Consider the following 23,933-nt stretch of genomic DNA (forward strand, 5'->3'; position numbering starts at 1 on the left):
CTCTCGATTGTGCGTTGGCAACTCCCCCTTTAGGGGGTCGGGGGGTGCGCGATGGATTATCCCAATTTTATAGTACCAAGCACTAATTTTATCTAATAAAACAATCACCTAAATTTGCATAAAAAAATGAAAGTTACTGCCTGTCGAAAAACGCATTTCAACGCCACGCATCGCCTGCACAACCCAAACTGGGACGATGCGCGCAACGAGAAAATATTTGGGTCGTGCAACAATCCAAACTACCACGGCCACAACTACAACCTGACGGTAAAAGTGAAGGGGGAGGTGGACGCCGAAACCGGCTATGTGATGGACATGAAGGTGCTCAAGGATATTGTGAAAGAGCACATCGAAGATCGCTACGATCATAAAAATCTATATCTCGATGTGGAGGATTTTGCTGATATGAATCCCAGCGCTGAAAATATTGCCATCAAAATCTGGAATCTTTTGCGGGTGCAGATTGATGAAAAATATGAGCTGTCGATTGTTTTGTATGAAACCGAACGCAATTTTGTGGAATACGATGGGAAGTAAGACTGCAGTGGATCGGAATGTTGTTATCTCCGCCGATATGCGCAAGGGCTCGTGGCTCAACAGCCTGGGGCGCAGCTTGCTGATAGCTCCGGTGCGTTTTTATCAATATGCCATTTCACCATTTACGCCCGCCAGTTGCCGCCACATCCCCACCTGTAGCGAATACACGGTGCAAGCCATCAAAAGGCACGGCATCGTAGCCGGTGGCGCTCTCTCGGCCAGCCGCATCGCCCGCTGTCATCCGTGGGGGACTTCCGGCATCGACCCTGTGCCCAATTTTATTATTAAAAAAATAAACCTTCATAAAATTACCGGCCACACACCGCGTGCGCCGCGATACGACTTGCTGCGGCAAAAAATCATTACTGTGCTCGCCGTTTTTTTGGTGGTAATAATGGCGGGATGTAATTCAGCAATGGAAGAAAAGTCACAACAAAAGCACCGCCGGGTGTTGGTGAGCATCCTGCCGCAGAAATATTTTGTCGATCAGATTGCCGGTGATTTGTTGCAAGTCCAGGTGCTAATACCGCCCGGAACGAGCCCACATCTGTACGATCCGGCACCCCGGCAGATGGCCGGGATTGCTAAAACCGACATTTACTTTTATAATGGAAGTCTTAGTTTTGAAAAAAATCTGCTGGGCGAGATCAGCGCCAACTTCCCGGCGCTTAAAACCATTGCGCTAAGCACCGGCATAACAATGCTGGATGGAAGCGAGCAACACTATCACGATGACGGCGACGCCCACGATCACCAGGGAGCCGATCCGCACATCTGGCTTTCGCCAAAAAATGTGAAGCTGATGGCGAAGACGATTTATGAGACGCTGGCAGCATTTTATCCGGAAGACAGCGCTCGCTTTCGCGAAAATTATGAGCGCTTTTTATCAGAGACAGAAAAGACTGACCGCGAGATAGCGCAAGAGCTGCAAGCCATGCCCAATCGCAGTTTTATGATTTTTCATCCTTCACTCACCTATTTTGCCAAATATTACGATTTGCAACAGATACCCATAGAAATGCAGGGGAAGGAGCCTTCGCCGGCGCAGATGCTGCAATCGATAAAGCAGGCCAAAGAGGCGGGGCTGCACACCATATTTATTCAGGTAGAGTTTGATCGGGCTAACGCCGAACTGATTGCCCGTGAAATTGATGGACGCATTGTGCAGATAGACCCGTTGGCCTACAACTGGCCGGAAAATATGCTGGCGATTGCCCACGCACTTAGCGAAAGCGCATTACCAATAAAAAATTAAACGATGGAAAAACTCGTTGAACTGCAACAGGTTACTGCCGGATATGCCGATGAGGTGGTGCTTCGCAACATCAACCTCACGGTGCATGCACACGATTTTATTGGGGTGATAGGCCCGAATGGGGGTGGCAAAACCACGCTGGTGAATGTAATCCTAGGCATCATCAAGCCGATGTCGGGCAATATCTTATTTCATCCCGACAGCAGCGGTCGTCGGCGTTTTATCGGGTATCTGCCGCAGGTGAGCCACACCGATAAGAAATTTCCCATCAGCGTGCGCGATGTGGTGCTTTCGGGTCTCGCCACCAGTCAGCGATTTATGAATCATTATTCTGCCAGCGACTTCGAGCGGGTGCAGCAGGTGCTTTCGCAAATGGGTATCGAACAACTGGCCGGCAAAAACATTGGCGAGCTTTCGGGCGGACAGTTGCAACGCGTTTTTTTGTGCCGCGCCATCATTGCACAGCCCCGCCTGCTCATCCTCGACGAACCCAACACTTTTGTGGACAACAAATTTGAAAGCGACCTTTACCTTATCCTGCGCGAACTCAACAAAGAGATGGCGATTCTGATGGTGTCGCATGATGTGGGAACCATCACTTATTACGTAAAGTCGATTGCCTGCGTTAACCGGACGCTGCATTACCACGACTCCAACATCATCAGCCAGGAGCAACTGGCCAGCTACAATTGTCCGATACAAATTATTACGCATGGCGATGTGCCGCACACGGTTTTACGCACACATCAGCATTAGTTTTTATTAATAAATAATAATTATTTAAGTGATTGATTCTACAGATTTGGGAAAACCTATCGCGCACCCCCCGATCCGCCAACTGGCGGATAAGTTGCCAACGCACAATCGAGAGTGTGTGGGCTGGCTTCTCCGCCAGCCGGCGGAAATGATGGGTAGCGTGGACATTTTTAAAATAAGAATATTATTTGAAATTTATGTTTTAAAAGACATAAGTTAAACAGTCACAACAAAAACACCGTGGAAGCATTTTTAGAACTATTCGATCTTCTCTTTTTCCGGAACGCTTTGCTGGCGGCGCTGCTGGCAAGTGTTTCGTGCGGAATTGTGGGCACTTACATTGTGTCGCGGCGCATGGTTTTTATCAGTGGTGGCATAACGCATGCTTCATTTGGCGGGATTGGCATCGGGTATTTTTTTGGTTTTTCGCCCATTGTCGGGGCTATCTTTTTTGGGGTGCTCTCGGCGCTGGGCATCGAGTACATGTCGAAAAAAACGGAGGTGCGCGAAGATTCGGTGATTGCCATATTGTGGTCGCTGGGGATGGCTACCGGTATCATTTTTGTTTTTCTCACGCCCGGCTATTCGGCCAACCTGATGAGTTATCTCTTTGGGAATATCCTCACCGTTTCGCAGCTCAACCTACACCTGCTGCTCGCTCTTTCGCTGCTGGTTATTCTGGTTTTTGCGTTGTTTTTTAAAACCATACTTTTTGTGGCTTTCGATGAGAATTTTGCGCGTGCCATCCGCCTCCCCGTGGATGCCATCAATTACCTGCTCATCACATTGGTGGCGCTCACCATTGTGCTCAACATCCGTGTGGCCGGCATTATCCTGGTGCTTTCGTTGCTTACCATCCCACAAACCATCGCCAATCTTTTTACTCAAAATTTCAAAACCATGATCTTTCTCTCCATCCTTACGGGGATGATCGGTAGCTTTGCCGGACTGATGCTGTCGTGGTTTCTCGACATCCCCTCTGGGGCTGCTATCATATTTTTTCTGGTATTGATATACCTCTTGGCGCGGGTGGTGCTGCAGATCAGGATTTCCGTGAAGATAAAACGACAAATCAATCCTCATTATGAAAAATAAAAAACAATCGACCAAGGCGCTTGAAAAGAAACAATACATCATGGCGATTCTGGCCATCGTGCTGTTGCTGGTATTTGTTTTCGTTTACGTTATCAGCAACCAGCCCATGTGGGGCGAACGCACCGCGGTTGAAAAACCTGCCGGCAAGTCTGAGACGGCTGTTTTTGATATCGAAGGACAGCTAACTTTTACCGATACTGCCGGTGCGAATATTACCACCATCTACATCGAAATTGCGGACGACGATTATTCGCGTGAACGCGGCATGATGTATCGGCACTACATTCCCGACACGGTGGGAATGTTGTTCATTTTTCCCGACGAAGCCAGGCGTTGGTTTTGGATGCACGAAACTCCTTCTTCGCTCGATATTATGTATGCCGATGGCGACAAGCAGATCACGCGCATTATCGAAAATACAGCGCCTTATTCCGAAGAGTCGATGCCTTCAGGCGACCCGGCAAAATATGTGATAGAGGTGCAGGCCGGTTTTGCAGCACGGCATCAGATAAAGCAAGGCCATCGTTTCAGCTTTCAGATCCAGCGGTAAAGGTTTATAGCATCAACTCAGTGGATCTGCGTTGTTTATCAGTTTCCGATTTACATTATCTTTGTGCATTACTCGACTGTTCTAAAAAAAAACTATTGATAACATGATCAACGAAAAGCTATTTCACGAAAAGTACGTTCACTTCGACAAAGAGACGGTGGCTGAGATTATTGATATTTTTATAAAAGAATATCAGGAGCGTATTGATAGATTAAGACAAAACCTGGAGACGCGCGACATGGATGAGTTATTAAAAAATGCGCATGCTTTCAAGGGTTCTATTTCCAATTTTGATATGGATAGTAAGGCCTGCAAGGAGATTTCGAAGATGGAGGAGGAGGTGAAACCACTTTTGCAGGAGGTAAAACAAGGAAGGCCGCTTTCGCAAAATGAAGAAGAAGAGTTTTTTGAAAAGCTTGACAATACCTTCCAGAATTTTAAAAAAGATTCACGCCGGCTGGTGGGCCAGATCAAAGAGCTAAGAAAACACTACGATTCCTGACCCAAAGCCTGCAGCGCCTGCTGCTGCGTAGTGTAGATTTTGAATATTCCTGTAAACCCTGAGATATCAAAAATCTCTTTGATATTTTCGCGTAAAGCGCACAGCAATAACTGCCCGTCTGCGGCCGTAAGTTTTTTGAGCGCTACCAGAAAAATGCGCAAACCCGCGCTGCTCACATAATCCATTCCACTGCAATCGATCACCAGTGTAGTGTGATTTTGTTCGAGATGATGCAAAATTTTGCTCTCGAGCTGCTGATAGTTGGTGGTGTCGAGCCGCCCCTCGATGCTGATGATGACGGCCTGCTGGTGTCGCTTTTCAGTTAAAGTCATAGCCTTTGTTTTTGGGTGGCTAAAGTAATATAGAATTTGGAAAGTTGTCGGGAAATGAAGAAGTTGTGAGGTTGTTGGGTTAGCGGGTTATCGACAATTTCTTTCAGGTCACAACTTTTTCAATTGCTTTTAAACCTAACAGCTAAGATTGTGTTTATCCAGCACAAATCCATAAAAACGTGCTAATGACAACTGAATCCAAAAACAAACACCCGCGTCGCTTTTATCAGAAAAAGCGTTTTCTCATTCCTTTCTTTATCCTGCTTGCGCTGATTGCGTTTAGGATTTATCTGCCCACATTGGTCAAGAATTATGTAAATAAAACGCTGTCAGACATTCCTGGCTATTACGGACACGTGGCAGATATCGACATTGCGCTGTATCGGGGCGCTTACGTTATCGACAGCTTGTACCTTAATAAGGTGGATGCCGAAACGCAGATTCCTTTTTTGAATTTTCCTCACATCGACATTTCGGTGGAATGGCGCGCCTTGTTTCATGGTAAGATTGTGAGCGAAATTTATATGACCAACCCGGAGATCACTTACATTCCCGAAGATCAGAAGCCTGCTGATACCGCCGGAGTTAAGGCCGAAGGTAGCGACTGGACAGAAGCTTTGCGCGATCTGGTTCCCATCGATATCAACTATCTGGAGATTACCGGTGGGCGTCTCTCTTTTATGAAGTTGCAGGCCGATCCCGATATCGACGTTTTTATTAACAATCTTAGCCTTGTTGCCGAAAATCTGCGCAACGTAAAAGCAAAAGAACATACGCTGCCTTCGCCCATCACTATGCGCGCTACGGCTATCGGCGACGGCAAGGTGAGCCTGGATGGCCGCGTAAATCTGATAAAGGAAATTCCAGATGTGGATATCTCTTTTGCGCTGGAAGAAGTAAATACGCCTGCCCTTAACGATTTGTCGAAGCATTATGCCGACATCGACTTTTCGAGTGGCGAGCTGAATATTTATAGCGAAGTGGCCATCGCCGACGGTCATCTGACCGGTTATCTCAAAACGATGCTCACCAATGCCAAACTGCTGGGGAATGATGAGAATTTTCTGGAGACGCTTTGGGAAGGATTTGTTGGCTTTTTCAAATTCGCACTTAAAAACCAACGTACCGACACGCTGGCTACCAAAGTGCCGCTCGAAGGTGATCTCAACAACCTCGAAGCCGGCGTTTGGCCAGCTATCAAAAGTATCTTCGTAAATGCCTGGATAGAAGCTTTCAGCCGCTCCATCGACAATGAGGTAAATTATGACGATGCGATAAAGAAATAGGAAGTCAGTAGGCAGCAGTTCACAGTCGGCAGTTCACAGTCAGCAGGTTTCAGTCAGCAGGCTCTGCGCCTCGCGCCATGCTTTTTTGGTACTTTTGCCCCCAACAATCATCCATAAATTTCTGCCAATGGAACCATTTAAAGTACTGACCGAACAATTTGCCGACATCCGCATCCTGCGGTACAGCGTGCCTGGATTTGAAAATCTGCCGCCGGAAAGCCGCGAGTTGTTGTATTATCTGCACGAAGCCGCCCTTTGGGGACGCGACATCATCTATGATCAAAACTACAAACACAATCTGCTGATAAGGCACACCCTCGAAAATATCTTTCTGACTTATCGCGGCGACCGCACTGCGGCAGGCTGGCAGCACTTTGTGGTTTATCTCAAGCGGGTGTGGTTTAGCAACGGGATACATCATCACTATTCGATGGATAAATTCTTTCCAGAGCTGCCGGAGGAGGATTTTCGTGAACTGATGCGCCATTCCGAATCATCGGGATTTGCAACTGACGATGAAAGCCAGGTTGATTTTATTAATAAAATAGTCGGCATACTTTACGATCCTGATAAAGATACTAAAAGAGTGGTCCAGGATGAAGGTGTTGATATGGTAGCGCTTTCGGCTAATAATTTTTATGAAAATGTGACGCAACAGGAAGCTGAGGATTTTTATAATGCAATGAATAAAACCAATAATCCGGAACCGCCGCAATATGGATTGAATTCAAAACTTATAAAAAGAGACGGCAAGCTGCAGGAGCTGGTGTGGAAAAAGGATGGGATGTATGGTGAGGCCATCAGCGAAATCATCTTTTGGTTGCGCAAAGCACTGGCTGTAGCCGATAACGAAAAGCAAAAAAATGCTTTGGAGAAACTTATCGAATTTTATACCACAGGCAACCTGAAAACTTTTGATGCCTACAGCATTGCCTGGCTGCAGGATGCTGACCCGCTTGTGGATGTGGTGAATGGTTTTATAGAGGTTTATGGCGATGCGCTGGGGCGCAAAGCTACGTGGGAGTCGGTGGTTTCGGTGCGCGATGCTGAGGCAACACGGCGCGCAGCCACCATTAGCGCCAACGCGCAGTGGTTCGAAGATCATTCGCCTGTGCAGCCCGAATACAAAAAAGAAAAAGTGCAGGGCGTTTCGGCACGGGGCATCAATGCGGTGGTGCTTGCCGGCGATTGTTCTCCTTCTACACCCATTGGCATCAACTTGCCCAACGCCGACTGGATTCGGGCGCGCTATGGCTCCAAATCGGTAACCATCAGCAACATCATTGCCGCCTACGACGAGGCGGGCAAAGAATCGGGCGCCATCGAAGAGTTTGCCTGGTCGGAGGAGGAAATAGCTTTGTCAAAGAAATACGGAAATCTTGCCAGTAACCTCCATGTGGATTTGCACGAAATAGTGGGGCATGGCTCGGGACGCATCAAAGAAGGTGTTGCCAATCCAGGGGACACATTAAAAAACTACGCATCTACCATCGAAGAAGCACGTGCCGATCTGTTTGCTTTGTATTTTGCTACCGATCCTAAGCTTGTGGAACTGGGACTGATGCCTGAACTAGCAGTAGGAGAGGCCGAGTACAACAGCTACATCCGCGGCGGGCTGCTTACCCAGCTGGTGCGTGTGGCGCCGGGCAAAAATCTGGAGGAGTCGCACATGCGCAACCGTCAGTTGATAGCGCTGTGGGCTTACGAGCACGGAAAAGCTGAAAACGTGATTGAATCCAAAACCCGCGATGGGAAAACTTTTTTTGTAATTAATGACTACGATAAATTACGAAGGCTTTTTGGACAACTGTTGCGCGAGGTGCAGCGCATCAAATCGGAGGGCGACTACAAAGCGGCTCGCCAGCTCATCGAAAACTATGGTGTAAAAGTGGATGCAGGGCTTCATCAGGAAGTGTTGAAACGCTGGGAAACATTAGGCATTGCGCCATTTTCAGGATTTATCAATCCAAAATTAAAATCTTTTACCGATGCCAACGGCGTCATTACAGATGTAAGGATTTCGTACCCTGACGACTTTGCGCAACAGATGCTTTATTACTCCCGCCATTACGCTGCATTGCCGGTAAAGTGAAGAATTCCAAAATTTGTTACTTACCTTTGTTTGGTTGTTTTAATTGTTGTTCTATCTTTGCACCCTTAAAAAAATAGGGTAGTTCTCTAAGTAATTATTTTTCAAAATTTTATCACACATGCAAAATAAAGGATTTATCAAGTTCATTGCCATCCTGTTTGCTTTAGTATCGCTTTACCACTTGTCGTTTACCTACGTAAGCCAACGTGTTGTGAGCAAGGCTAATAAATACGCGCACAATGCTGAAACCGAACGCTTGTCGAGTTTTATGGCTGATGGGGATGCAGCACAGCAGCAATTTCTGTACGATTCGATCGCTAAAGCCCGCGAAACGTATTATCTCGACTCAATGTCCAATGAGGTGATTTACAACCTTGCTGTACGTAAATATACTTTTAAGGAAGTGCGCGAGCGCGAGCTCAACCTGGGTCTCGACCTCAAAGGTGGTATGAACGTGACGTTGGAAGTATCGGTGATCGACATTGTTAGAGGATTGGCAGGCAACAGCAAGAATCCTGTTTTTCAGCAAGCCCTCGAATTGGCGCGTGAAAAACAAAAAAGTAGTCAGGACGGTTTTGTGACCCTCTTTGGTCAGGCCGTTAAAGAAATCGATCCCAACTTCCAGTTGACTTCGATATTTATGGCTGAGTTCAAAGACAAACTCAATTATAATTCCACTAATGATGAGGTGCTCGATGTGGTGCGCAAAGAAGCTAACGCTGCTATTGACCGTACCTTCAACATTCTTCGTACGCGTATCGACCGCTTTGGTGTAGCTCAGCCCAACATTCAGAAGTTGCAGACCGCCGGTCGTATTTTGGTGGAGCTGCCGGGTATCAAAGAGCCACAGCGTGTTCGTAAGCTTTTGCAGGGAACTGCACAGCTTGAGTTTTGGACAACCTACCAGTTTAGTGATGTGTTCAACTATTTTCAGGCTGCTGATCAAAAACTTGTCGACATATTAAAAACTGATGATATTCTCGACGCTGTTGCTGAAGAAAGCCCTCTGGCAGAAGATGGTGAATTGGCTGATGCTGCTGTTGTTGAAAACGAAGAGTCTGAATTGTCAGAGATGGATTCTACTGCTGTATTAGCTAAAGCGATAACTGATACATTAGATCAGGATCTTCTCGATCAGCTTGGCAGCGACAGCCTTTCCGTTACCGACCGTAGCCAATCTCCCGAAGAGATTGCCAAAACCAATCCGCTGTTTGCCTATCTTCGTCCCAATCTGGTTCAAACCGAAAATGGTTATGTGCCCGCACAGAACGCTACTGTTGGTTATGCCACCATAAGAGATACTGCCATGGTCAACAATATGCTGCGCCGCGTAAAACAAGACTTGCCGCGCGACATGAAGCTGGCCTGGAAAATTAAACCTGAAAAATATTCGCCCGACTTTCTCGAGCTGGTGGCATTGAAAGCTTCCAATCGCGACGGCTCGGCAGCGCTGGGTGGCGATGTAATCGTGGAAGCCCGCCAAAACTTTGATAACAACAACCGCGTAATTGTGGATATGGCCATGAACAGCGAAGGAGCTCGCCAATGGAAACGCCTCACTGGCGAAAACACCAACAGGCAAATCGCTATCGTGCTCGACGATTATGTCTATTCGGCTCCCAATGTAATTGACGAAATCCCCAACGGACGTTCGCAGATATCCGGAAACTTTGAAGTGGCCGAAGCACAAGACCTTGCCAACATTCTGAAAGCTGGTAAGCTGCCTGCTCCTGCACGTATTGTCGAAGAGGCCGTAGTAGGTCCTTCGCTGGGTAAAGTTGCTATCAACAATGGTTTGACCTCTTTTATCATTGCCTTTATCATGGTGCTTCTCTACATGGTGCTGTATTACAACCGCGCCGGATGGGTTGCCGACCTGGCTCTCCTGACCAATATTTTCTTCATCTTTGGTGTGCTTACCTCGCTGGGAGCAGTACTCACCTTACCCGGTATTGCCGGTATCGTGCTTACACTCGGTATGGCTGTGGATGCCAACGTGATTATTTACGAGCGTATCAAAGAAGAGGTGTGTGCCGGAAAAGGTATGCGTCTGGCCATCCACGACGGTTACAAAAATGCTTATTCAGCCATCATCGACGGCAACGTTACTACATTGCTCACCGGTATTGTGCTGTATACTTTTGGTAGCGGCCCGGTACAAGGTTTTGCCACCACCCTTATCATTGGTATCCTTTCGTCGTTGTTCTCTGCAATCTTTATTTCGCGCATCATTTTCGATCGTATGCTCACGCGCAACCGTACCATCAACTTTAGTAACAAATATACGCACAACGTGCTGGCTAATGCCAACTTCAACTTTCTGGGCTATCGTAAATATGCGTACATTATTTCCAGCGCTATTATCATCATCGGTATTGGATCTTTGGCCGTAAGAGGTTTAAATTATGGTGTTGATTTCTCCGGTGGCCGTACTTACGTTATCCGGTTCGACCAGCCCGTAGTCTTAAAAGATATTCGAAACGCATTGGAAGATGATCTGGAACAACCCGAAGTAAAAACTTTTGGCCCCACCTCACAGGTGAAAGTTACTACTAATAAAGATATCGACAACGACAATCCGTCTGTCGACTCCACTTTGCAGGCGCTTATTTTTAACAACCTGAAGCCTTTCTATCGGGATCAAACCATTACTTACACTGATTTTATTGCTGATACGGGAAGCGACAAATTTATCGGCATCCTAAGCTCACAAAAAGTAGGGCCAACCATTGCCGACGACATCCGCAACCGTGCAGTGATGGCAGTTATCTTTGCGCTCATCATCATCTTTATCTATATCGCTATCCGCTTTAAGAAGTGGCAATATGGTCTGGGAGGTGTCGCAGCTCTGTTCCACGACTCGATAATTGTAATCAGTTTGTTCTCGATATTTTATAATGTCCTGCCTTTCAATCTCGAGGTTGACCAGACATTTATTGCGGCAATCCTCACCATTATTGGTTATTCCATCAACGACACGGTGATCATCTTCGACCGTATCAGGGAGTTTGTAGGATTGCATCCAAAACGTACCCTGAACGATAACGTGAATCAGGGAATTAACAGCACGCTGGCCCGTACCATCAATACTTCGGGAACTACCCTCGTGGTACTGCTGATGATCTTTATCTTTGGCGGTGAGGTTATCCGTGGGTTTGCCTTTGCTCTGTTGATGGGTGTTCTCATCGGGACTTATTCATCGGTATTTATTGCCAGCCCGGTGGCTTACGACATGATCACAAAAGGTGGCAAAAACGACACCGACTCGATTATGAAATCTAAAAAATCTAAAAAGAAGTAACATTTTTTTTCATTAATAAAATAAATCCCGGCAATGATCTTTAAAGTCAAGCCGGGATTTTTGTTTTGAGATATTTACTCATGGTTTGCCAAAGCGATTGTTACAAAGGTTATGAATAGGATAATCTTTGAAAACGACAGAGAGTAGTTAAAGCATTGGATTGATTAGATCATCGCCTTCTGTAAACTACAATGAGGTTTTTTTTCAGGACATTGCTATTACTTTCCTACTTTTGCTCGTTAGTATTGAAAAAACGAATGGGTTTATTCTTGAATTTTGAAATTTCATTTTCAAATAGGTTGAATGGTAATAGCTTTCTTTAATATCAGTGGCGGCGAAATATTCATCATCCTTTTGGTGGTGTTTCTCTTCTTTGGGCCAGATAAAATTCCTGAGATTGCCCGTTGGATGGGCAAAGGCCTAAGCGAAGTAAAGAAAGCCACCAGCGAGATTCGGGATGAGATTACGCGCGAAACCGACGACATTCGCCGCGAAGCTGATGATTTGAAAAGGAGCATAAATCTTAATGAACCGCCATCTGCAGCAACACCCCGATCCGATAAGCCAATGGATGATTTGGAAAAAACTGAACCTGATTTAAGACAAAAACCACGAGAGCCTCAGCTATAATGGTTGCGCTGCATGCGCACAGATACTAAAGCAATTTGATAAACCGTTAAAAAACCGATTCTTCTGACAAATAAATGCAAACAACTGTTTGCTGCCGATACCGAAAAAACAATGAGTACAAACGTTACGAGAACTCTTCCTGGAGTTTTAATAATTCTTCTCCTATTTTCAGCGATGACGGTTCACGGTCAAAATCGCCGGGCACAGGCTGCCGACGAGGATTTTGCCAATCTGCGCTATTCGCTGGCCATCCCCAAATACAAAAAAGCCTACTCGCGTGTAAAAGGAAACAAGGCCGAGAAGAATCGCATCACCTATCAGCTGGCCGAGAGTTACCGGTTCACCAACCAGATGAAACGTGCCCAGGCCTTTTACAAAAGACTGGAGCGTGCCAAATACGATCGTACCGAGCCACTGGTGCTTTTGCGTCTGGCCGATGCCATGCGTGCCGATGGTAAATACGATGAGGCGCTGGAGATGTATGAGAAATATGCCGAGCGTGTGCCGGAAGATCCGCGTGGAAAGTCTGGAATAAGTTCGTGTAAGCTGGCGCAGGAGTGGCTCGAAAACCCCGGGAATTATCAGATAGAAAAACTAAAACGTTTCAACTCCCGCGAAGACGACTTTTCACCTGCCTACAGCGAAGCCAATGCCAACGCCATAATCTTCACTTCTTCACGCGATGGCAGCACCGGCAAAAATACCGACGAATGGACCGGTATGAATTTTACCGATCTTTTCTATGCGCGTCAGGATCAAAAAGGAGACTGGAGCACGCCGGTTCTGGCCGATGAGAGCGAGACCGTAAATACTGACGCCAACGAAGGACAGCCTTCCTTCAATGGTAACTTTGGTAAAATGTATTTTACACGCTGCGGAAAAGATAACCAGACAGTTAACGGTTGTCAGATTTATGTGACACGCAAGCAGGGGCGTGGTTTTGGTGAACCCGAAAAAGTTGAGCTTGGCGGCGACAGCACCTCCGTGTTCGGACATCCCGCCGTAAGCCCCGACGAGAGTTTCCTGATATTTTCATCGCCCAAAAATGGTGGCGCTGGTGGCAAAGACCTGTGGATTTCTGAGTCAAAAGGTGGAGGTGGATTTTCGACACCCCGCAATATGGGTACTAATATCAATACCAAAGGCGACGAGGTGTTTCCCGTAATGCGCGGTGACTCAGTATTGTATTTCGCTTCTAACGGATTGCCGGGCATGGGCGGCCTCGACCTGTTCAAAAGTACCCGCAACGAAGACGGTTCCTGGAGCGATCCCGTCAACATGAGGCCACCTATTAATACACAATACGATGACTTCGGCATCACCTGGCATCCCGACGGCAAAGACGAAGGGTTTTTCTCTTCAAACCGGCGTGGTGGTCGGGGTGGCGACGACATTTATTACTTTGTCAATCCGCCGTTGGTGTATGCCGTTTCCGGAAAAGTAGTCGACAACAACACACTTCAGCCTGTCGATAAAGCCGATGTCAACCTGGTGACTTCTGACGGAACCAACGTAACTACCACCACCAACTCGGTTGGGTATTATGAGTTTAAAGATGACCAGATAAAAGCCAGTACTACTTTTGAAATACTTGTAGAAAAACCCGAATATTTCAACGACAAGGCCATGGAAACCACTGTAGGTTTGGCAGCCAGCCGCGATTTTGTGATGAATTTCAACCTGACGCCCATACCCAAAGAACCCGTGGTGCTGCCAGAGATTTTATACGATCTGGCCAAGTGGGAACTCAAGCCACAATTTCAGGATTCGTTGCAGGGGCTCATCCGAACCCTCGATGCCAACGAGACCATTGTGGTAGAAATAGCTGCTCATACTGACAGCCGCGACACCGACGAACGCAACGACATTCTCTCGCAGAAGCGCGCCGAGTCGGTGGTGGATTATCTCATCCTGCGCGGCATCGACCCCGATCGGATGGTGGCCAAAGGCTATGGTGAGCGTGTGCCGTTTGTGTTAAAGAAAGAAACTACCCGCGGCGGCTATACTTTTGCTGTTGGCTCGCGTCTTACCGAATCCTATGTCGACTCGCTGCCCAACAACGAAGCTCGTGAAGCTGCTCACCAGATGAACCGCCGCACCGAGTTTTCGATTATCAGCAAGGATTACATACCCAAGCCAAAAATAAAAACCGATACCATCGCCAGAGCTGTCGAGGTGGTAGTGAATCCGGAAGAAAAGATCCTCGACTATATGCTTACGCCCAAAGGTTTGATGCAGGGTCAGGTTATCGTGAATGGATTTACACTCAATTTTATTTACGACCGGCGTGCCATTCGCCCGGCCATATCGCTGGGAAGTGCGCTGCGTCTGCTCAAAGAGGGAGCTATTACCAAAAACGATTTCCAGGGCAACCCCGAAGAAATCCTCGGTGATGGAACCATCGCACATCGCGCTATCTTCCGCGTGGAAACACTGCGCCTGGCGGGGATGACTATCCGCAACGTCGAAATTCAGGTCGATCATCAGTTGGCCACGCAAATGACTTTGGGAGAAATCACGCTCACCGAGTTCGGCACCTTTACCATCGACGAGGAGAAAAAGCAGATAATTTTTAGATAGTTGAAACAAATCGGTGATTGAGCAGAACCCAAATCCGGAGATTGAGCGTCGGCTGGTGAGCGGTGGCTGGTGAGCGTCGGCTGGTGAGCGGTGGCTGGTGAGCGTAGTCGAACCAAGCCGAACCAAGCCGAAATTAATGATCTCTTCTGTATAGCCATTCGGCGTAAGCCAGCATCGATTCTATTTTTTCGCGCGGAGCGTTTAACAGATTGAGCAGGTGGATCGATTTTGCATAGTATTGCTCCATTTCCTGCCTGGCAAGCTCTTCGGTATTATATTTCCGCATCAGCTCCGTCACCGCGTCGATCTTTTGTTGCGGGTTGTGATTTGTGTTTGGATTATAAAAACCAAGCAATTTTTGGCGATCGCTGGCGTCGGCTGTCCCGAGACACTTCAGGAAAATATATGTTTTTTTGTTGGCAATGATGTCGCCGCCAGGAATTTTGCCTGTTTTTTTTGCATCTCCAAAAGTGTCGAGCAAGTCGTCCTGAAGTTGGAAGGTGATGCCGATATTTTCACCAAAATCATAAATCAATTGTGTATCGCGTGGGGTGGCGTTGGCGGCCAGTGCGCCGATTTTGAGGCTGCATCCCAGCAATACTGCTGTCTTTAGCCGAATCATGTTGAGATATTCGGCAATAGTAACTACAGGCGACTCTTCAAAATCCATATCATATTGCTGGCCTTCGCACACTTCGATGGCTGTTTGTGTAAAGGTGTCGAGCATCTCAGCGATTTGTGGATGTTTTGTTTTTAGCATCCAGCGATACGCAAGTGCAAACATGGTGTCGCCCGAAAGGATGGCCGTATTGTTGTCCCACTTTCGGTGGACTGTATCTTTGCCGCGCCGCAGATCGGCGTTGTCCATGATGTCGTCGTGGAGTAGCGTAAAATTATGAAACAACTCAATGCCGATGGCTGCGTCGAGGATGCTTTCGGGCTTGCCGCCAAAAAGATCGCATGCTGCAAGCATCAGCACCGGTCGCAGCCGTTTGCCTTCACCTTCCATTGTGTAGCGAATGGGCTGGTAAAGTTGGTCAGGTGTGCCGCTAAGATCAGCTTTTACTAAAGCGTCATTCACTATCTTTTTAAAATCTGCAAAATGCTCCATTTCCTTATTTTTAAATAATTTTGTCTTCTAAGTTTGATATCCCAATCGATGCCTTTTGTTATCTCTTTAATTTGAATTACAAATTCCCAATTTTCAATTGTTTCCGAATAGATTTCAAGACTTTTTGCATCATTCCAGAGTCAAATGCTTCGACTAATCGGCCACTGCAAAATCGGTCGTTCCTCACAATTGCAGTTATTATCTTACACTTGGTGGTAATATCAATGCTGTCATAATCAAAGTTTTCATCACTAACCATCTGGCGTCCTTCGTCCCATGCACCCCAATGAAAATCAATCATAATTGGTATAGAATAAACCACATCACGGAACTGATCGACTATCGGATGTTCTTCATAAGGATCCATAGAAATTATTCCTTGTTCCAGAAGTTTCATCGTTTCTGTGTCATCACCGAATTTTTCAACCTTTTCAATCTTTGGTATTATTTCAAGCAGTGGAATCCAATCTTTTTTTGTAAAACCATTTATTATCCTAATGTAATCGTGCTCTTTTAATACCATAGTAGTTTTTTTCAGTATGAACTAACAAATCCACAGCTTCAATCCTGCTGATTATTTTTACATTTTTAGGCTTTGGTTCTGTTATTAAAAATGTTTTTTTAAAATAATCTCACATTAGATTATATTCATCAAATATTCGCCGTAGCCGCTTTTCAGCAAAGGCTGGGCAATTTCTTTGAGCTGCGAGGCGTCTATAAATTTCATACGATAAGCTACCTCTTCGATGCAGCCAATCTTAAGGCCCTGGCGGTGTTCGATTACTTCGACGAACTGCGACGCTTGTAGCAGCGACTCGAAGGTTCCTGTGTCGAGCCAGGCGATGCCACGGCTCATGATGCCTACCTTGAGCTGGCCGCGTTCCAGATAGTGGCGGTTTACGTCGGTAATTTCGTATTCGCCGCGGGCGCTGGGTTTGATGTTACGCGCCACCTCTACCACCGAATTATCATAAAAATACAATCCCGGCACCGCATAATTCGATTTAGGTTGGGCAGGTTTTTCTTCGATGGAAATAGCTTTATTATGTTCGTCAAACGCCACCACGCCATAACGCTGAGGGTCGGAAACGTGATAGGCAAACACGGTGCCTCCTGTGGGGTCGTTGTTGCTTTGCAGCAAAGTTTGCAAGCCTGATCCATAAAAGATGTTGTCGCCAAGGATGAGCGCCACTTTTTCGTTTCCAATAAAATCGGCGCCAAGCACAAAAGCCTGCGCCAGCCCGTTGGGAATTTCCTGAACCTTGTAGGAGAACTGGCATCCGAGCTGTGAGCCGTCGCCGAGCAGCCGTTCGAAATTGGGCAAATCCTCTGGTGTAGAGATGATGAGCACCTCTTTGATGCCCGACATCATCAGCACCGAAAGCGGGTAGTAAATCATCGGTTTGTCGTAAATGGGCATCATCTGTTTGCTCATGGCAAGTGTGAGCGGATGCAAGCGTGTACCGGCGCCGCCGGCGAGGATGATTCCTTTCATATCAATATGTTCTTATTTGGGCTATGAATAATTAACAATTCAAATGATCCTATTTCAACAATTCTTTTTGATTCCTGATGGCATCGTTATCCAGTTTGTTAGTAGTCCTGCTGATCAAGAGGTGGACGCCATGTTTCTTTTTCTATTTCCAAATCATCAAGTTCTATGTCGAGCTCCTCATCAAATATCTCAAGCAACGGATCGGAGAAGCGGCGTGTGGTAATGCGTTTGTCGAGTGTGAGCAGCAGCGAAGGTAGCACAAAGAGATTCGAGAGTAAAGCAATAAGCAGCGTAAAAGCGATGAGATAGCCCAGCGCCTCGGTGCCGCCAAAGCTCGAAAGTGTAAAGATGATAAAACCAAAGAAAAGCACCACTGACGAATAGATCATGCTGAAACCTGTTTCGCGCAAAGCACGGATCACCGAAATCCTGATGTTCCACTCGTTTAGCCGCAGTTGCAGCCTGTAGCGCGAAAGGAAGTGGATGGCGTTATCCACCGAAATACCCAGAGCAATCGAAAAGATAAGAATGGTTGACGGCTTTACGCTGATGGCGAAAAAGCCCATCATGGCAGCTGTCATAATTTGCGGCATCAGGTTGGGCGCCATCGAGATGAGTACCATTCGTGGCGACGAAAAAAGCATTCCCATCAGGATGGCAATAATTACCAGCGCCAGCAGCAAACTCTGCATCAGGTTTTTCACCAGATAGTCTGTTCCTTTAAGGTACACTACACTGGTGCCGGTGATGGTTACCTGATAATCGGCGGGTGGGAAAATCGAATCAATTTTTGGAGTCAAATCGTCTTGGATGCGCTGTATCTCATTAGTGCCGATATTGGCCATTTGCACAGAGATACGCGTTTTTTGCATGGTGCTGTCCACTAAGGTGTTGATGATGCTGCGTTTGTTGCCTTCGAGTTGTGGCACATAACGCATGATAAAATTTTTCTCCTGGTTGTTGGGCAGCGAGTACATTGCCGGGTTGCCTCCATAAAAAGCCTGTTTTGCGAATTTCACTATTTCGGCAATCGAAAGCGGTCTGCTAAGCTCAGGATATGTGGCCAGCAAAACCTGCAGTTCTTCTATTTTGCTTATTGTAGCTAGTCGCAGCACACCTTTGGGTTTTTGTGTGTCGATGGTAATCTCCAGCGGCATCACACCTTTTATGTTTCTCTCAAAAAATTCCAGGTCGCGGTACAACTGGTCGCGGCGCGGAATGTCGTCGACGATGCGTCCGGTAGTCTTCAGCAGCGAAATCCCATAAAAACTTGTGAGCAGCAGCACGCCGGTTACAACGTAAATTGCAGTGCGATGCCCCTCCACAATTCTTACTACTCCATTTACCAGCGTGGTTACCACGCCTTTGTTGAGATGCTTTGTGTCGCTACTTTTGGGTGGACTAAGAAAGCTGAAAAATATCGGTATTAAAAAGAGGGTAAGTAAATAGGCCACCATGATGCTGATGGAAGCTACAATTCCAAATTCGACGAGTGCCTCGTTTCCGGTGACGATAAAAGCTGCAAAACCTGCGGCAGTTGTCATATTGGTAAGCAGGTTGGCGTTACCAATAAACATTACAACACGGGTTAGCGCCTTTATCTTATTGCCGTGCCGGATGATTTCGGCGTGGTATTTATTAAGTAAAAAGATACTGTTTTCCACCACGATAACGATGAGCAATGGCGGCAGAATACCGGTGAGAATTGTAATCTTGTAATCGAAAAGTACCAATACACCAAGTACCCAGGCTAAGGCAAATAAAACAATGAGCATAGTTGCCAGGACGATTTTCCAGTTGCGGAAAAATATTAACAAAAGCGTGCTGGCAATCACGAGTGCGAGGATGACGAAAAGCCGCAGCTCATTTTCAATCTTATTGGCGGTAATGGTGCGGATGAAAGGCAGCCCGGAATAATGAACCGTTACGCCAAACTTTTCCGCGAAAGCGTTGCCGGTATCCCTTATTTTATAAATCAGGCCTACGCGTTCTTTGGTGTTGAGCACATCTTTGTCGAGCGTGACGGCCATCATGGTAAAATGATTTTCGGAATTGTAGAGCAGCCCGTCGTAAAAAGGCAGCGACATTACCACCTGCAGGGTGCTGTCGAGTTCGTGCTGCGATTGTGGTTTTTGCTTAAAAACCTGAAGGAAGTCGAATTTCTTAAGTGAATCGTTTTTTTGCAGATAATACAGTTGGCTGATGGACAAAACTCCTTCCACCCCTTCGATGGCCTGGATGCTGTTGGTGAGATCGTACCAGGCGTTAAATTCGTCGAGCTCAAAAAGGTTGGTGTCTTGCACGCCAATAAAGAGCACGCTTCCGTCCTGGCCAAAGGTTTCTTTAAATTCCTCGTAAAGGATGCTGGTGCTGTCGGAAGGTGGCAGCATCTGCGTCATTTCGTACGACATGGTAACGTGCCGCGCCTGAAAGGCCATGAAAGCTGTGAGTATTAAAATAATGGAGAGATTCCAATATCGTCGTCGCAGAATGAGTCGGGCAAGATATGTCCACATGTGGTTTGTCGTTTGGTACTAAAATTGTAACTTTCAAGCTTTTCACACGAAAAAGATTCCGAAAATATAATTTATCTGCCGAATAGAAAAAATTGTTTAATAATGAAAAACACTTTACACCCCCAATCGCCTGCCTGGCAACGATTTCCAATAATATTTATTTTTATTCTGATCCTGGCCGGATGCAGTTCCCCTAAGCAGCTTGCAGAGCAACAGCGATACGACGATGCCATTGATGTGCTATTGAAAAAGATACAAAAAAGCTATTCACCAAAGACAATCGCCGGACTTGGTGATATTTACCACCAGGCCAATACCGCCGACAGCGCTACAATTATTAATTTATTAAATTCAGGAGCACCGGATATCTGGTTTCCTGTTTACACAGCTTATCAACGCCTCGACACCCGCCAGCAAAAAATTGCTGCTTTGCCCAAGGCAGTGCATCAGCAAATTGGTTTTCAGTCATTTGATTACTCTGCCTATCTTTTTCAGACGCGTCAGAAAGCGTGTTTGTATGAATATACTCTGGCTGAGCGCCACCTGTTGAACGACAAGCGCATTGATGCGATGCGTAGCCTCGAAATTGTAAACTCTCTCGATAGCAACTATCGCCGTACTGCCCATCTTCTCGACAGCCTTCATCGCACCGCGCCGGCTCCTCTTTATTATCAGATTGAGCTCGATTATTCTTATTCGTTACCTCCCGGCATGGCAGAGTTTATCACCGAAAGTGATCTTGCCGCTTACAGCACAAGCAATGTTTTTTTTGTAAATAAAAAGCCTGATCCTTATCGGTTGTATGCCGAAATTCGGATTACTGATGTGAAAATAGCTCTCGATAAAACCGGTGAACTTGCGTATGCAGAATCCGTTAAGATCCAGGATGGGTTGGCATACAGGCTCGACGAGCAAGGAGATTTTCTTCGCGACAGCCTCGGACTAAAATTAGAAATTCCAAAATTTAAAACTTTGGCTTGTTACGTTAGCGAATATCTACAGGAAAAGTCGATTCAGCTTTTTGGCGACGTGTTGCTGGTGTCGGTGCCGGATGGAAAAATCCTGCTTCGAAAACCTGTGCAGGGTGTATCAAATTTTACGCATCGCTATGCCCGTTTCAAAGGCGATCTTGACGCACTTAGCCCGGAATCAGCCGCTCTGATTGGATCGCGCAAGCAGGAGTTTCCCTCCGATGGTGCCATGATTCAGCACGCTACCGAAAATCTTTTCAAAGAAGCCTCTGCCATACTTTCGCAAGCGTTGGGAAATGTGGAGGGCAAAATAGTGCCTGTTCATAAAGCAGATGACGCTCTGATAAAAAGCCCTAAATGATAAAGTTGCCGGGTTTGGAATTAATAGATGTTCCTTTTGCCTGATTTCTTTTACTTTCGTCAAAATTCCATTTTTCTATGACATCACGAAAAGTACTTTTTATTGATACGGCGCATCCTGTGCTCACCGAAGAGCTTACGCAGATGGGTTACCAATGCGATTATTTCGACAAATATTCACACGACGATTACCTGCGCATTGTTGATCAATATTTTGGAATCATCATCCGTGGAAAGATAAAGCTGGATGTGGAGATGCTCAAGGCGGCGCGGCAGCTTAAATTTATCGGCAGGGTAGGAGCGGGGATGGAAAATATAGATGTTGCTTACGCCGAATCCATTGGTATCGCCTGCCTCAATGCGCCCGAAGGCAACCGCGATGCGGTAGGCGAACATGCTGTGGGGATGCTGCTGATGCTGATGAACCGGCTGCGCATTGCCGATCGCGAGGTGCGGCAGGGAATCTGGCTGCGCGAAGAAAACCGCGGTATAGAGATAAAAGACAAAACGGTGGCCATCATTGGCTATGGAAATATGGGCGGCGCTTTTGCACGGGTGCTCAAGGGTTTTGGTGCTAATGTAATTGCCTACGACAAATATAAATCCGACTACTCCGACGACTTCGTTCGCGAAAGCGATATGCAAACTATCTTTGATGATGCCGACATCGTGAGCCTGCATCTGCCGCTGACATCCGAAACAACCTTTTTGGTGGACGAGGATTATCTGAAAAAGTTCCGGAAGAATATTTATCTGATCAATACTGCCCGCGGGCGAAATGTAAAGACTGCCGATCTGGTTAAGCAGATGAAAGCCGGAAAAGTGCTTGGCGCTGCACTCGATGTGCTCGAATACGAAAAGCTATCCTTTGAGGCGCTCGATCAGCAGAGTCTTCCCGAAGATTTTACCTGGCTGATCCGTTCCGACCGGGTGGTGCTATCGCCGCACATTGCCGGCTGGACCCACGAATCCAATTACAAACTGGCCAAAACGATTGTGGATAAAGTAAGCCGGTTGTTTGGGGAAAAAGCTGAGTGACCTTCAACTATTTCTATCAAATCCAAAATTGCTTTGCATTTTACTAACCCTGCGCTTTAGCGCGGGGGTCAGGTATTCCTGCCAGAAATGCGCGGGCTTTAGCCCACACTTCTTTCCATCTATTTTTTTTGGCGAAAGCCCGCTGTATTTTATGCCGACTGAAGGCTGTGGACTTAGAACTGCCGGCTGAATACTGAAAGACTGAGGGCTGGTGAGCTTTAGTCGATCTTGATCTTTTCCCAGTTCAGAATTTTATAAAAGTCATATTCCTCCGGATTTTCAAGAATTTTGGAGGCCTGAGGGTAGTCTTCCTCGGTGAGGTATTGTTGATTGAAGCTATAGACAATCTGTGCTTTTTGCGAATTAATGTTGACCAGACGTGGGCGCACTTTGCCATTTTCATCCGCTACATCTTTGAGGTAGAGTGGTAAGATGTCACCTTTAGGATCCACGGTCACCATGCAGCCGGTAGCGCCCTGGTCGAAGAGTTTTTTGACGCCCATGCCCAGCAGTGCGCATAATACCAGGTCGTAACCTCCCGGAGGCACGCAGCGCAGCTCATAACCAACCTCCACAGGGCGGCTTTTTATCTTCACTCCAAGACGTTTTAACTCGTGCTGTGCCAGGATGTTGAAGATGTGGGCTTTGCTTACGTTGCCCAGCTCAGGATGGCCGTGCTCGTCGTAAGTAAAGTTGATTCCGGTAGTTTCGATTTCGGCATCAGACATAAAATGAAAAACGCCTTCGCTGATCATCACCGCGCCGTAGGAGATTCCCAGGATTTTGCGTTTGACCATTGACGAGATAATCAGTTTTACGATTTTGCGGATGGTGATATCGGTTTTGTTGAACATCTCGGGGATGATGATCATGGGATAATGGCAGGCTGCGCCGATGCCGAAAGCCAGATGCCCCGCTTCGCGCCCCATGGCCACCACGATAAACCAGTTGCCGCTGGTGCGGGCGTCTTCGTAAACCGTTTGTGCTATGCGCACTCCTTCCTGCTTGGCCGATTCGTAGCCAAAGGTCGGCGAGCCTTCGGGCAGTGGCAGGTCGTTGTCGATGGTTTTAGGAACATGAATGTTCTGGATATTGATGTTATTGGCCTCCAGGAATTTTGAGATGCGATTGGCTGTTGATGCAGTGTCGTCGCCGCCAATGGTTACAAGAAGTTTGACGTTGTTTTTGGCAAAAAAATCGGTTCTAAACTCGCTGTCTTTGGGTTTGTTGCGACTCATCACCAAAGCCGATCCGCCCATCTTATGAATTTGGTCGGCTTTATCAAAGTTGATGTCTTCCATTATTGGATTGTCGGAAAAGAGACTTTTGAAGCCTTCGTGCAGCCCGATAACACGGTAGCCGCTTTGTAGAAATACTTTGGCGATGGTGCTGATGACGGTGTTGATGCCAGGTGCCGGACCGCCGCCAGCAAGGATTGCTATTGCTTTTTTCATCTTTCGCTTATTGGTTATTTTTTTTAATATTACAGATTCTTAATATGTTAATTGTTAATCGTTAATTGTTAA

19 protein-coding genes are annotated in these 23,933 nt (G+C 46.7%); 13 read left to right on the forward strand and 6 right to left on the reverse strand.

Annotated features, from left to right (window positions below; all coding sequences use genetic code 11):
• The first annotated feature begins 126 nt into the window (after window positions 1-126).
• The 6 genes from VFC92_08890 (at window position 127) to VFC92_08915 (ending at window position 4,695) form a co-directional block, all read left to right on the forward strand.
• Entirely contained in the window at window positions 127-537 is a 411-nt protein-coding gene (locus VFC92_08890; protein HZK08303.1) for a 6-carboxytetrahydropterin synthase, read from the forward strand.
• Window positions 497-1,792 (forward strand): membrane protein insertion efficiency factor YidD, encoded by a 1,296-nt coding sequence (yidD, locus tag VFC92_08895; protein ID HZK08304.1) that lies wholly within the window; start codon window positions 497-499, stop codon window positions 1,790-1,792. The genes VFC92_08890 and yidD overlap by 41 nt, the downstream gene beginning before the upstream one ends.
• 3 nt (window positions 1,793-1,795) lie before the next feature.
• Window positions 1,796-2,548 carry an ABC transporter ATP-binding protein gene (locus VFC92_08900; protein HZK08305.1) on the forward strand — a complete coding sequence of 251 codons (753 nt, stop codon included), beginning with the start codon at window positions 1,796-1,798 and terminating at the stop codon, window positions 2,546-2,548.
• A 240-nt stretch (window positions 2,549-2,788) separates the two neighbouring features.
• Window positions 2,789-3,643 (forward strand): metal ABC transporter permease, encoded by an 855-nt coding sequence (locus tag VFC92_08905; GenBank protein ID HZK08306.1) that lies wholly within the window; start codon window positions 2,789-2,791, stop codon window positions 3,641-3,643.
• Window positions 3,633-4,193 carry a DUF192 domain-containing protein gene (locus tag VFC92_08910; protein ID HZK08307.1) on the forward strand — a complete coding sequence of 187 codons (561 nt, stop codon included), beginning with the start codon at window positions 3,633-3,635 and terminating at the stop codon, window positions 4,191-4,193. The genes VFC92_08905 and VFC92_08910 overlap by 11 nt, the downstream gene beginning before the upstream one ends.
• Before the next feature lie 103 nt (window positions 4,194-4,296).
• Window positions 4,297-4,695 (forward strand): Hpt domain-containing protein, encoded by a 399-nt coding sequence (locus tag VFC92_08915; protein ID HZK08308.1) that lies wholly within the window; start codon window positions 4,297-4,299, stop codon window positions 4,693-4,695.
• Here VFC92_08915 and VFC92_08920 read toward each other — a convergent pair.
• Window positions 4,683-5,027, reverse strand: coding sequence for an STAS domain-containing protein (locus VFC92_08920; protein ID HZK08309.1), 345 nt, complete (start codon window positions 5,025-5,027; stop codon window positions 4,683-4,685). The two genes, VFC92_08915 and VFC92_08920, sit on opposite strands and share 13 nt — an antisense overlap.
• 185 nt (window positions 5,028-5,212) lie before the next feature.
• Between VFC92_08920 and VFC92_08925 the strand changes: the two genes are divergently transcribed.
• From VFC92_08925 to VFC92_08945, 5 genes are all read left to right on the forward strand, one after another.
• Window positions 5,213-6,313 (forward strand): DUF748 domain-containing protein, encoded by a 1,101-nt coding sequence (locus VFC92_08925; GenBank protein ID HZK08310.1) that lies wholly within the window; start codon window positions 5,213-5,215, stop codon window positions 6,311-6,313.
• A gap of 127 nt (window positions 6,314-6,440) precedes the next feature.
• Window positions 6,441-8,405, forward strand: coding sequence for a dihydrofolate reductase (locus VFC92_08930; GenBank protein ID HZK08311.1), 1,965 nt, complete (start codon window positions 6,441-6,443; stop codon window positions 8,403-8,405).
• Between the two features lie 118 nt (window positions 8,406-8,523).
• Window positions 8,524-11,706 carry a protein translocase subunit SecDF gene (secDF, locus tag VFC92_08935; protein HZK08312.1) on the forward strand — a complete coding sequence of 1,061 codons (3,183 nt, stop codon included), beginning with the start codon at window positions 8,524-8,526 and terminating at the stop codon, window positions 11,704-11,706.
• A 303-nt stretch (window positions 11,707-12,009) separates the two neighbouring features.
• Complete coding sequence (locus VFC92_08940; protein ID HZK08313.1) at window positions 12,010-12,336, forward strand: twin-arginine translocase TatA/TatE family subunit; 327 nt, start codon at window positions 12,010-12,012, stop codon at window positions 12,334-12,336.
• Between the two features lie 111 nt (window positions 12,337-12,447).
• Window positions 12,448-14,916, forward strand: coding sequence for an OmpA family protein (locus tag VFC92_08945; GenBank protein ID HZK08314.1), 2,469 nt, complete (start codon window positions 12,448-12,450; stop codon window positions 14,914-14,916).
• 133 nt (window positions 14,917-15,049) lie between these two features.
• Here VFC92_08945 and VFC92_08950 read toward each other — a convergent pair whose 3' ends face one another.
• The 4 genes from VFC92_08950 to VFC92_08965 form a co-directional block, all read right to left on the reverse strand.
• Window positions 15,050-16,027, reverse strand: a complete 978-nt coding sequence (locus tag VFC92_08950) for a polyprenyl synthetase family protein (GenBank protein HZK08315.1) — start codon at window positions 16,025-16,027, stop codon at window positions 15,050-15,052.
• Between the two features lie 76 nt (window positions 16,028-16,103).
• Window positions 16,104-16,550 carry a DUF6508 domain-containing protein gene (locus VFC92_08955; protein ID HZK08316.1) on the reverse strand — a complete coding sequence of 149 codons (447 nt, stop codon included), beginning with the start codon at window positions 16,548-16,550 and terminating at the stop codon, window positions 16,104-16,106.
• A 114-nt stretch (window positions 16,551-16,664) separates the two neighbouring features.
• Window positions 16,665-17,522 (reverse strand): glucose-1-phosphate thymidylyltransferase RfbA, encoded by an 858-nt coding sequence (gene rfbA / locus VFC92_08960; protein HZK08317.1) that lies wholly within the window; start codon window positions 17,520-17,522, stop codon window positions 16,665-16,667.
• A gap of 98 nt (window positions 17,523-17,620) precedes the next feature.
• Complete coding sequence (locus tag VFC92_08965; GenBank protein ID HZK08318.1) at window positions 17,621-20,038, reverse strand: MMPL family transporter; 2,418 nt, start codon at window positions 20,036-20,038, stop codon at window positions 17,621-17,623.
• Window positions 20,039-20,140: 102 nt separating this feature from the next.
• Here VFC92_08965 and VFC92_08970 point away from each other — a divergent pair, with 102 nt between their 5' ends.
• Complete coding sequence (locus VFC92_08970; GenBank protein ID HZK08319.1) at window positions 20,141-21,370, forward strand: hypothetical protein; 1,230 nt, start codon at window positions 20,141-20,143, stop codon at window positions 21,368-21,370.
• Window positions 21,371-21,447: 77 nt separating this feature from the next.
• On the forward strand, window positions 21,448-22,407 hold the full coding sequence (locus VFC92_08975) for an NAD(P)-dependent oxidoreductase (GenBank protein HZK08320.1): 960 nt from the start codon (window positions 21,448-21,450) through the stop codon (window positions 22,405-22,407).
• A 218-nt stretch (window positions 22,408-22,625) separates the two neighbouring features.
• Here the strand turns inward: VFC92_08975 and VFC92_08980 are convergent, their stop codons facing one another.
• A complete protein-coding gene (locus tag VFC92_08980; GenBank protein HZK08321.1) occupies window positions 22,626-23,861 on the reverse strand; it encodes a 6-phosphofructokinase in 1,236 nt (411 codons plus the stop codon).
• Window positions 23,862-23,933 lie beyond the last annotated feature (72 nt).

This window comes from Bacteroidales bacterium (assembly GCA_035647615.1).
Taxonomy (GTDB): Bacteria; Bacteroidota; Bacteroidia; order Bacteroidales; family 4484-276; genus SABY01.

Coding starts and splice junctions, on each gene's coding strand:
- VFC92_08900 (HZK08305.1), top strand. CDS start 1,796: ATGGAAAAACTCGTTGAACTGCAACAGGTTACTGCCGGATATGCCGAT.
- VFC92_08915 (HZK08308.1), top strand. CDS start 4,297: ATGATCAACGAAAAGCTATTTCACGAAAAGTACGTTCACTTCGACAAA.
- VFC92_08945 (HZK08314.1), top strand. CDS start 12,448: ATGAGTACAAACGTTACGAGAACTCTTCCTGGAGTTTTAATAATTCTT.
- rfbA (HZK08317.1), bottom strand. CDS start 17,522: ATGAAAGGAATCATCCTCGCCGGCGGCGCCGGTACACGCTTGCATCCG.
- VFC92_08910 (HZK08307.1), top strand. CDS start 3,633: ATGAAAAATAAAAAACAATCGACCAAGGCGCTTGAAAAGAAACAATAC.
- VFC92_08955 (HZK08316.1), bottom strand. CDS start 16,550: ATGGTATTAAAAGAGCACGATTACATTAGGATAATAAATGGTTTTACA.
- VFC92_08965 (HZK08318.1), bottom strand. CDS start 20,038: ATGTGGACATATCTTGCCCGACTCATTCTGCGACGACGATATTGGAAT.
- yidD (HZK08304.1), top strand. CDS start 497: ATGAAACCGAACGCAATTTTGTGGAATACGATGGGAAGTAAGACTGCA.
- VFC92_08925 (HZK08310.1), top strand. CDS start 5,213: ATGACAACTGAATCCAAAAACAAACACCCGCGTCGCTTTTATCAGAAA.
- VFC92_08975 (HZK08320.1), top strand. CDS start 21,448: ATGACATCACGAAAAGTACTTTTTATTGATACGGCGCATCCTGTGCTC.
- VFC92_08890 (HZK08303.1), top strand. CDS start 127: ATGAAAGTTACTGCCTGTCGAAAAACGCATTTCAACGCCACGCATCGC.
- VFC92_08970 (HZK08319.1), top strand. CDS start 20,141: ATGAAAAACACTTTACACCCCCAATCGCCTGCCTGGCAACGATTTCCA.
- VFC92_08940 (HZK08313.1), top strand. CDS start 12,010: ATGGTAATAGCTTTCTTTAATATCAGTGGCGGCGAAATATTCATCATC.
- secDF (HZK08312.1), top strand. CDS start 8,524: ATGCAAAATAAAGGATTTATCAAGTTCATTGCCATCCTGTTTGCTTTA.
- VFC92_08930 (HZK08311.1), top strand. CDS start 6,441: ATGGAACCATTTAAAGTACTGACCGAACAATTTGCCGACATCCGCATC.
- VFC92_08980 (HZK08321.1), bottom strand. CDS start 23,861: ATGAAAAAAGCAATAGCAATCCTTGCTGGCGGCGGTCCGGCACCTGGC.
- VFC92_08920 (HZK08309.1), bottom strand. CDS start 5,027: ATGACTTTAACTGAAAAGCGACACCAGCAGGCCGTCATCATCAGCATC.
- VFC92_08950 (HZK08315.1), bottom strand. CDS start 16,027: ATGGAGCATTTTGCAGATTTTAAAAAGATAGTGAATGACGCTTTAGTA.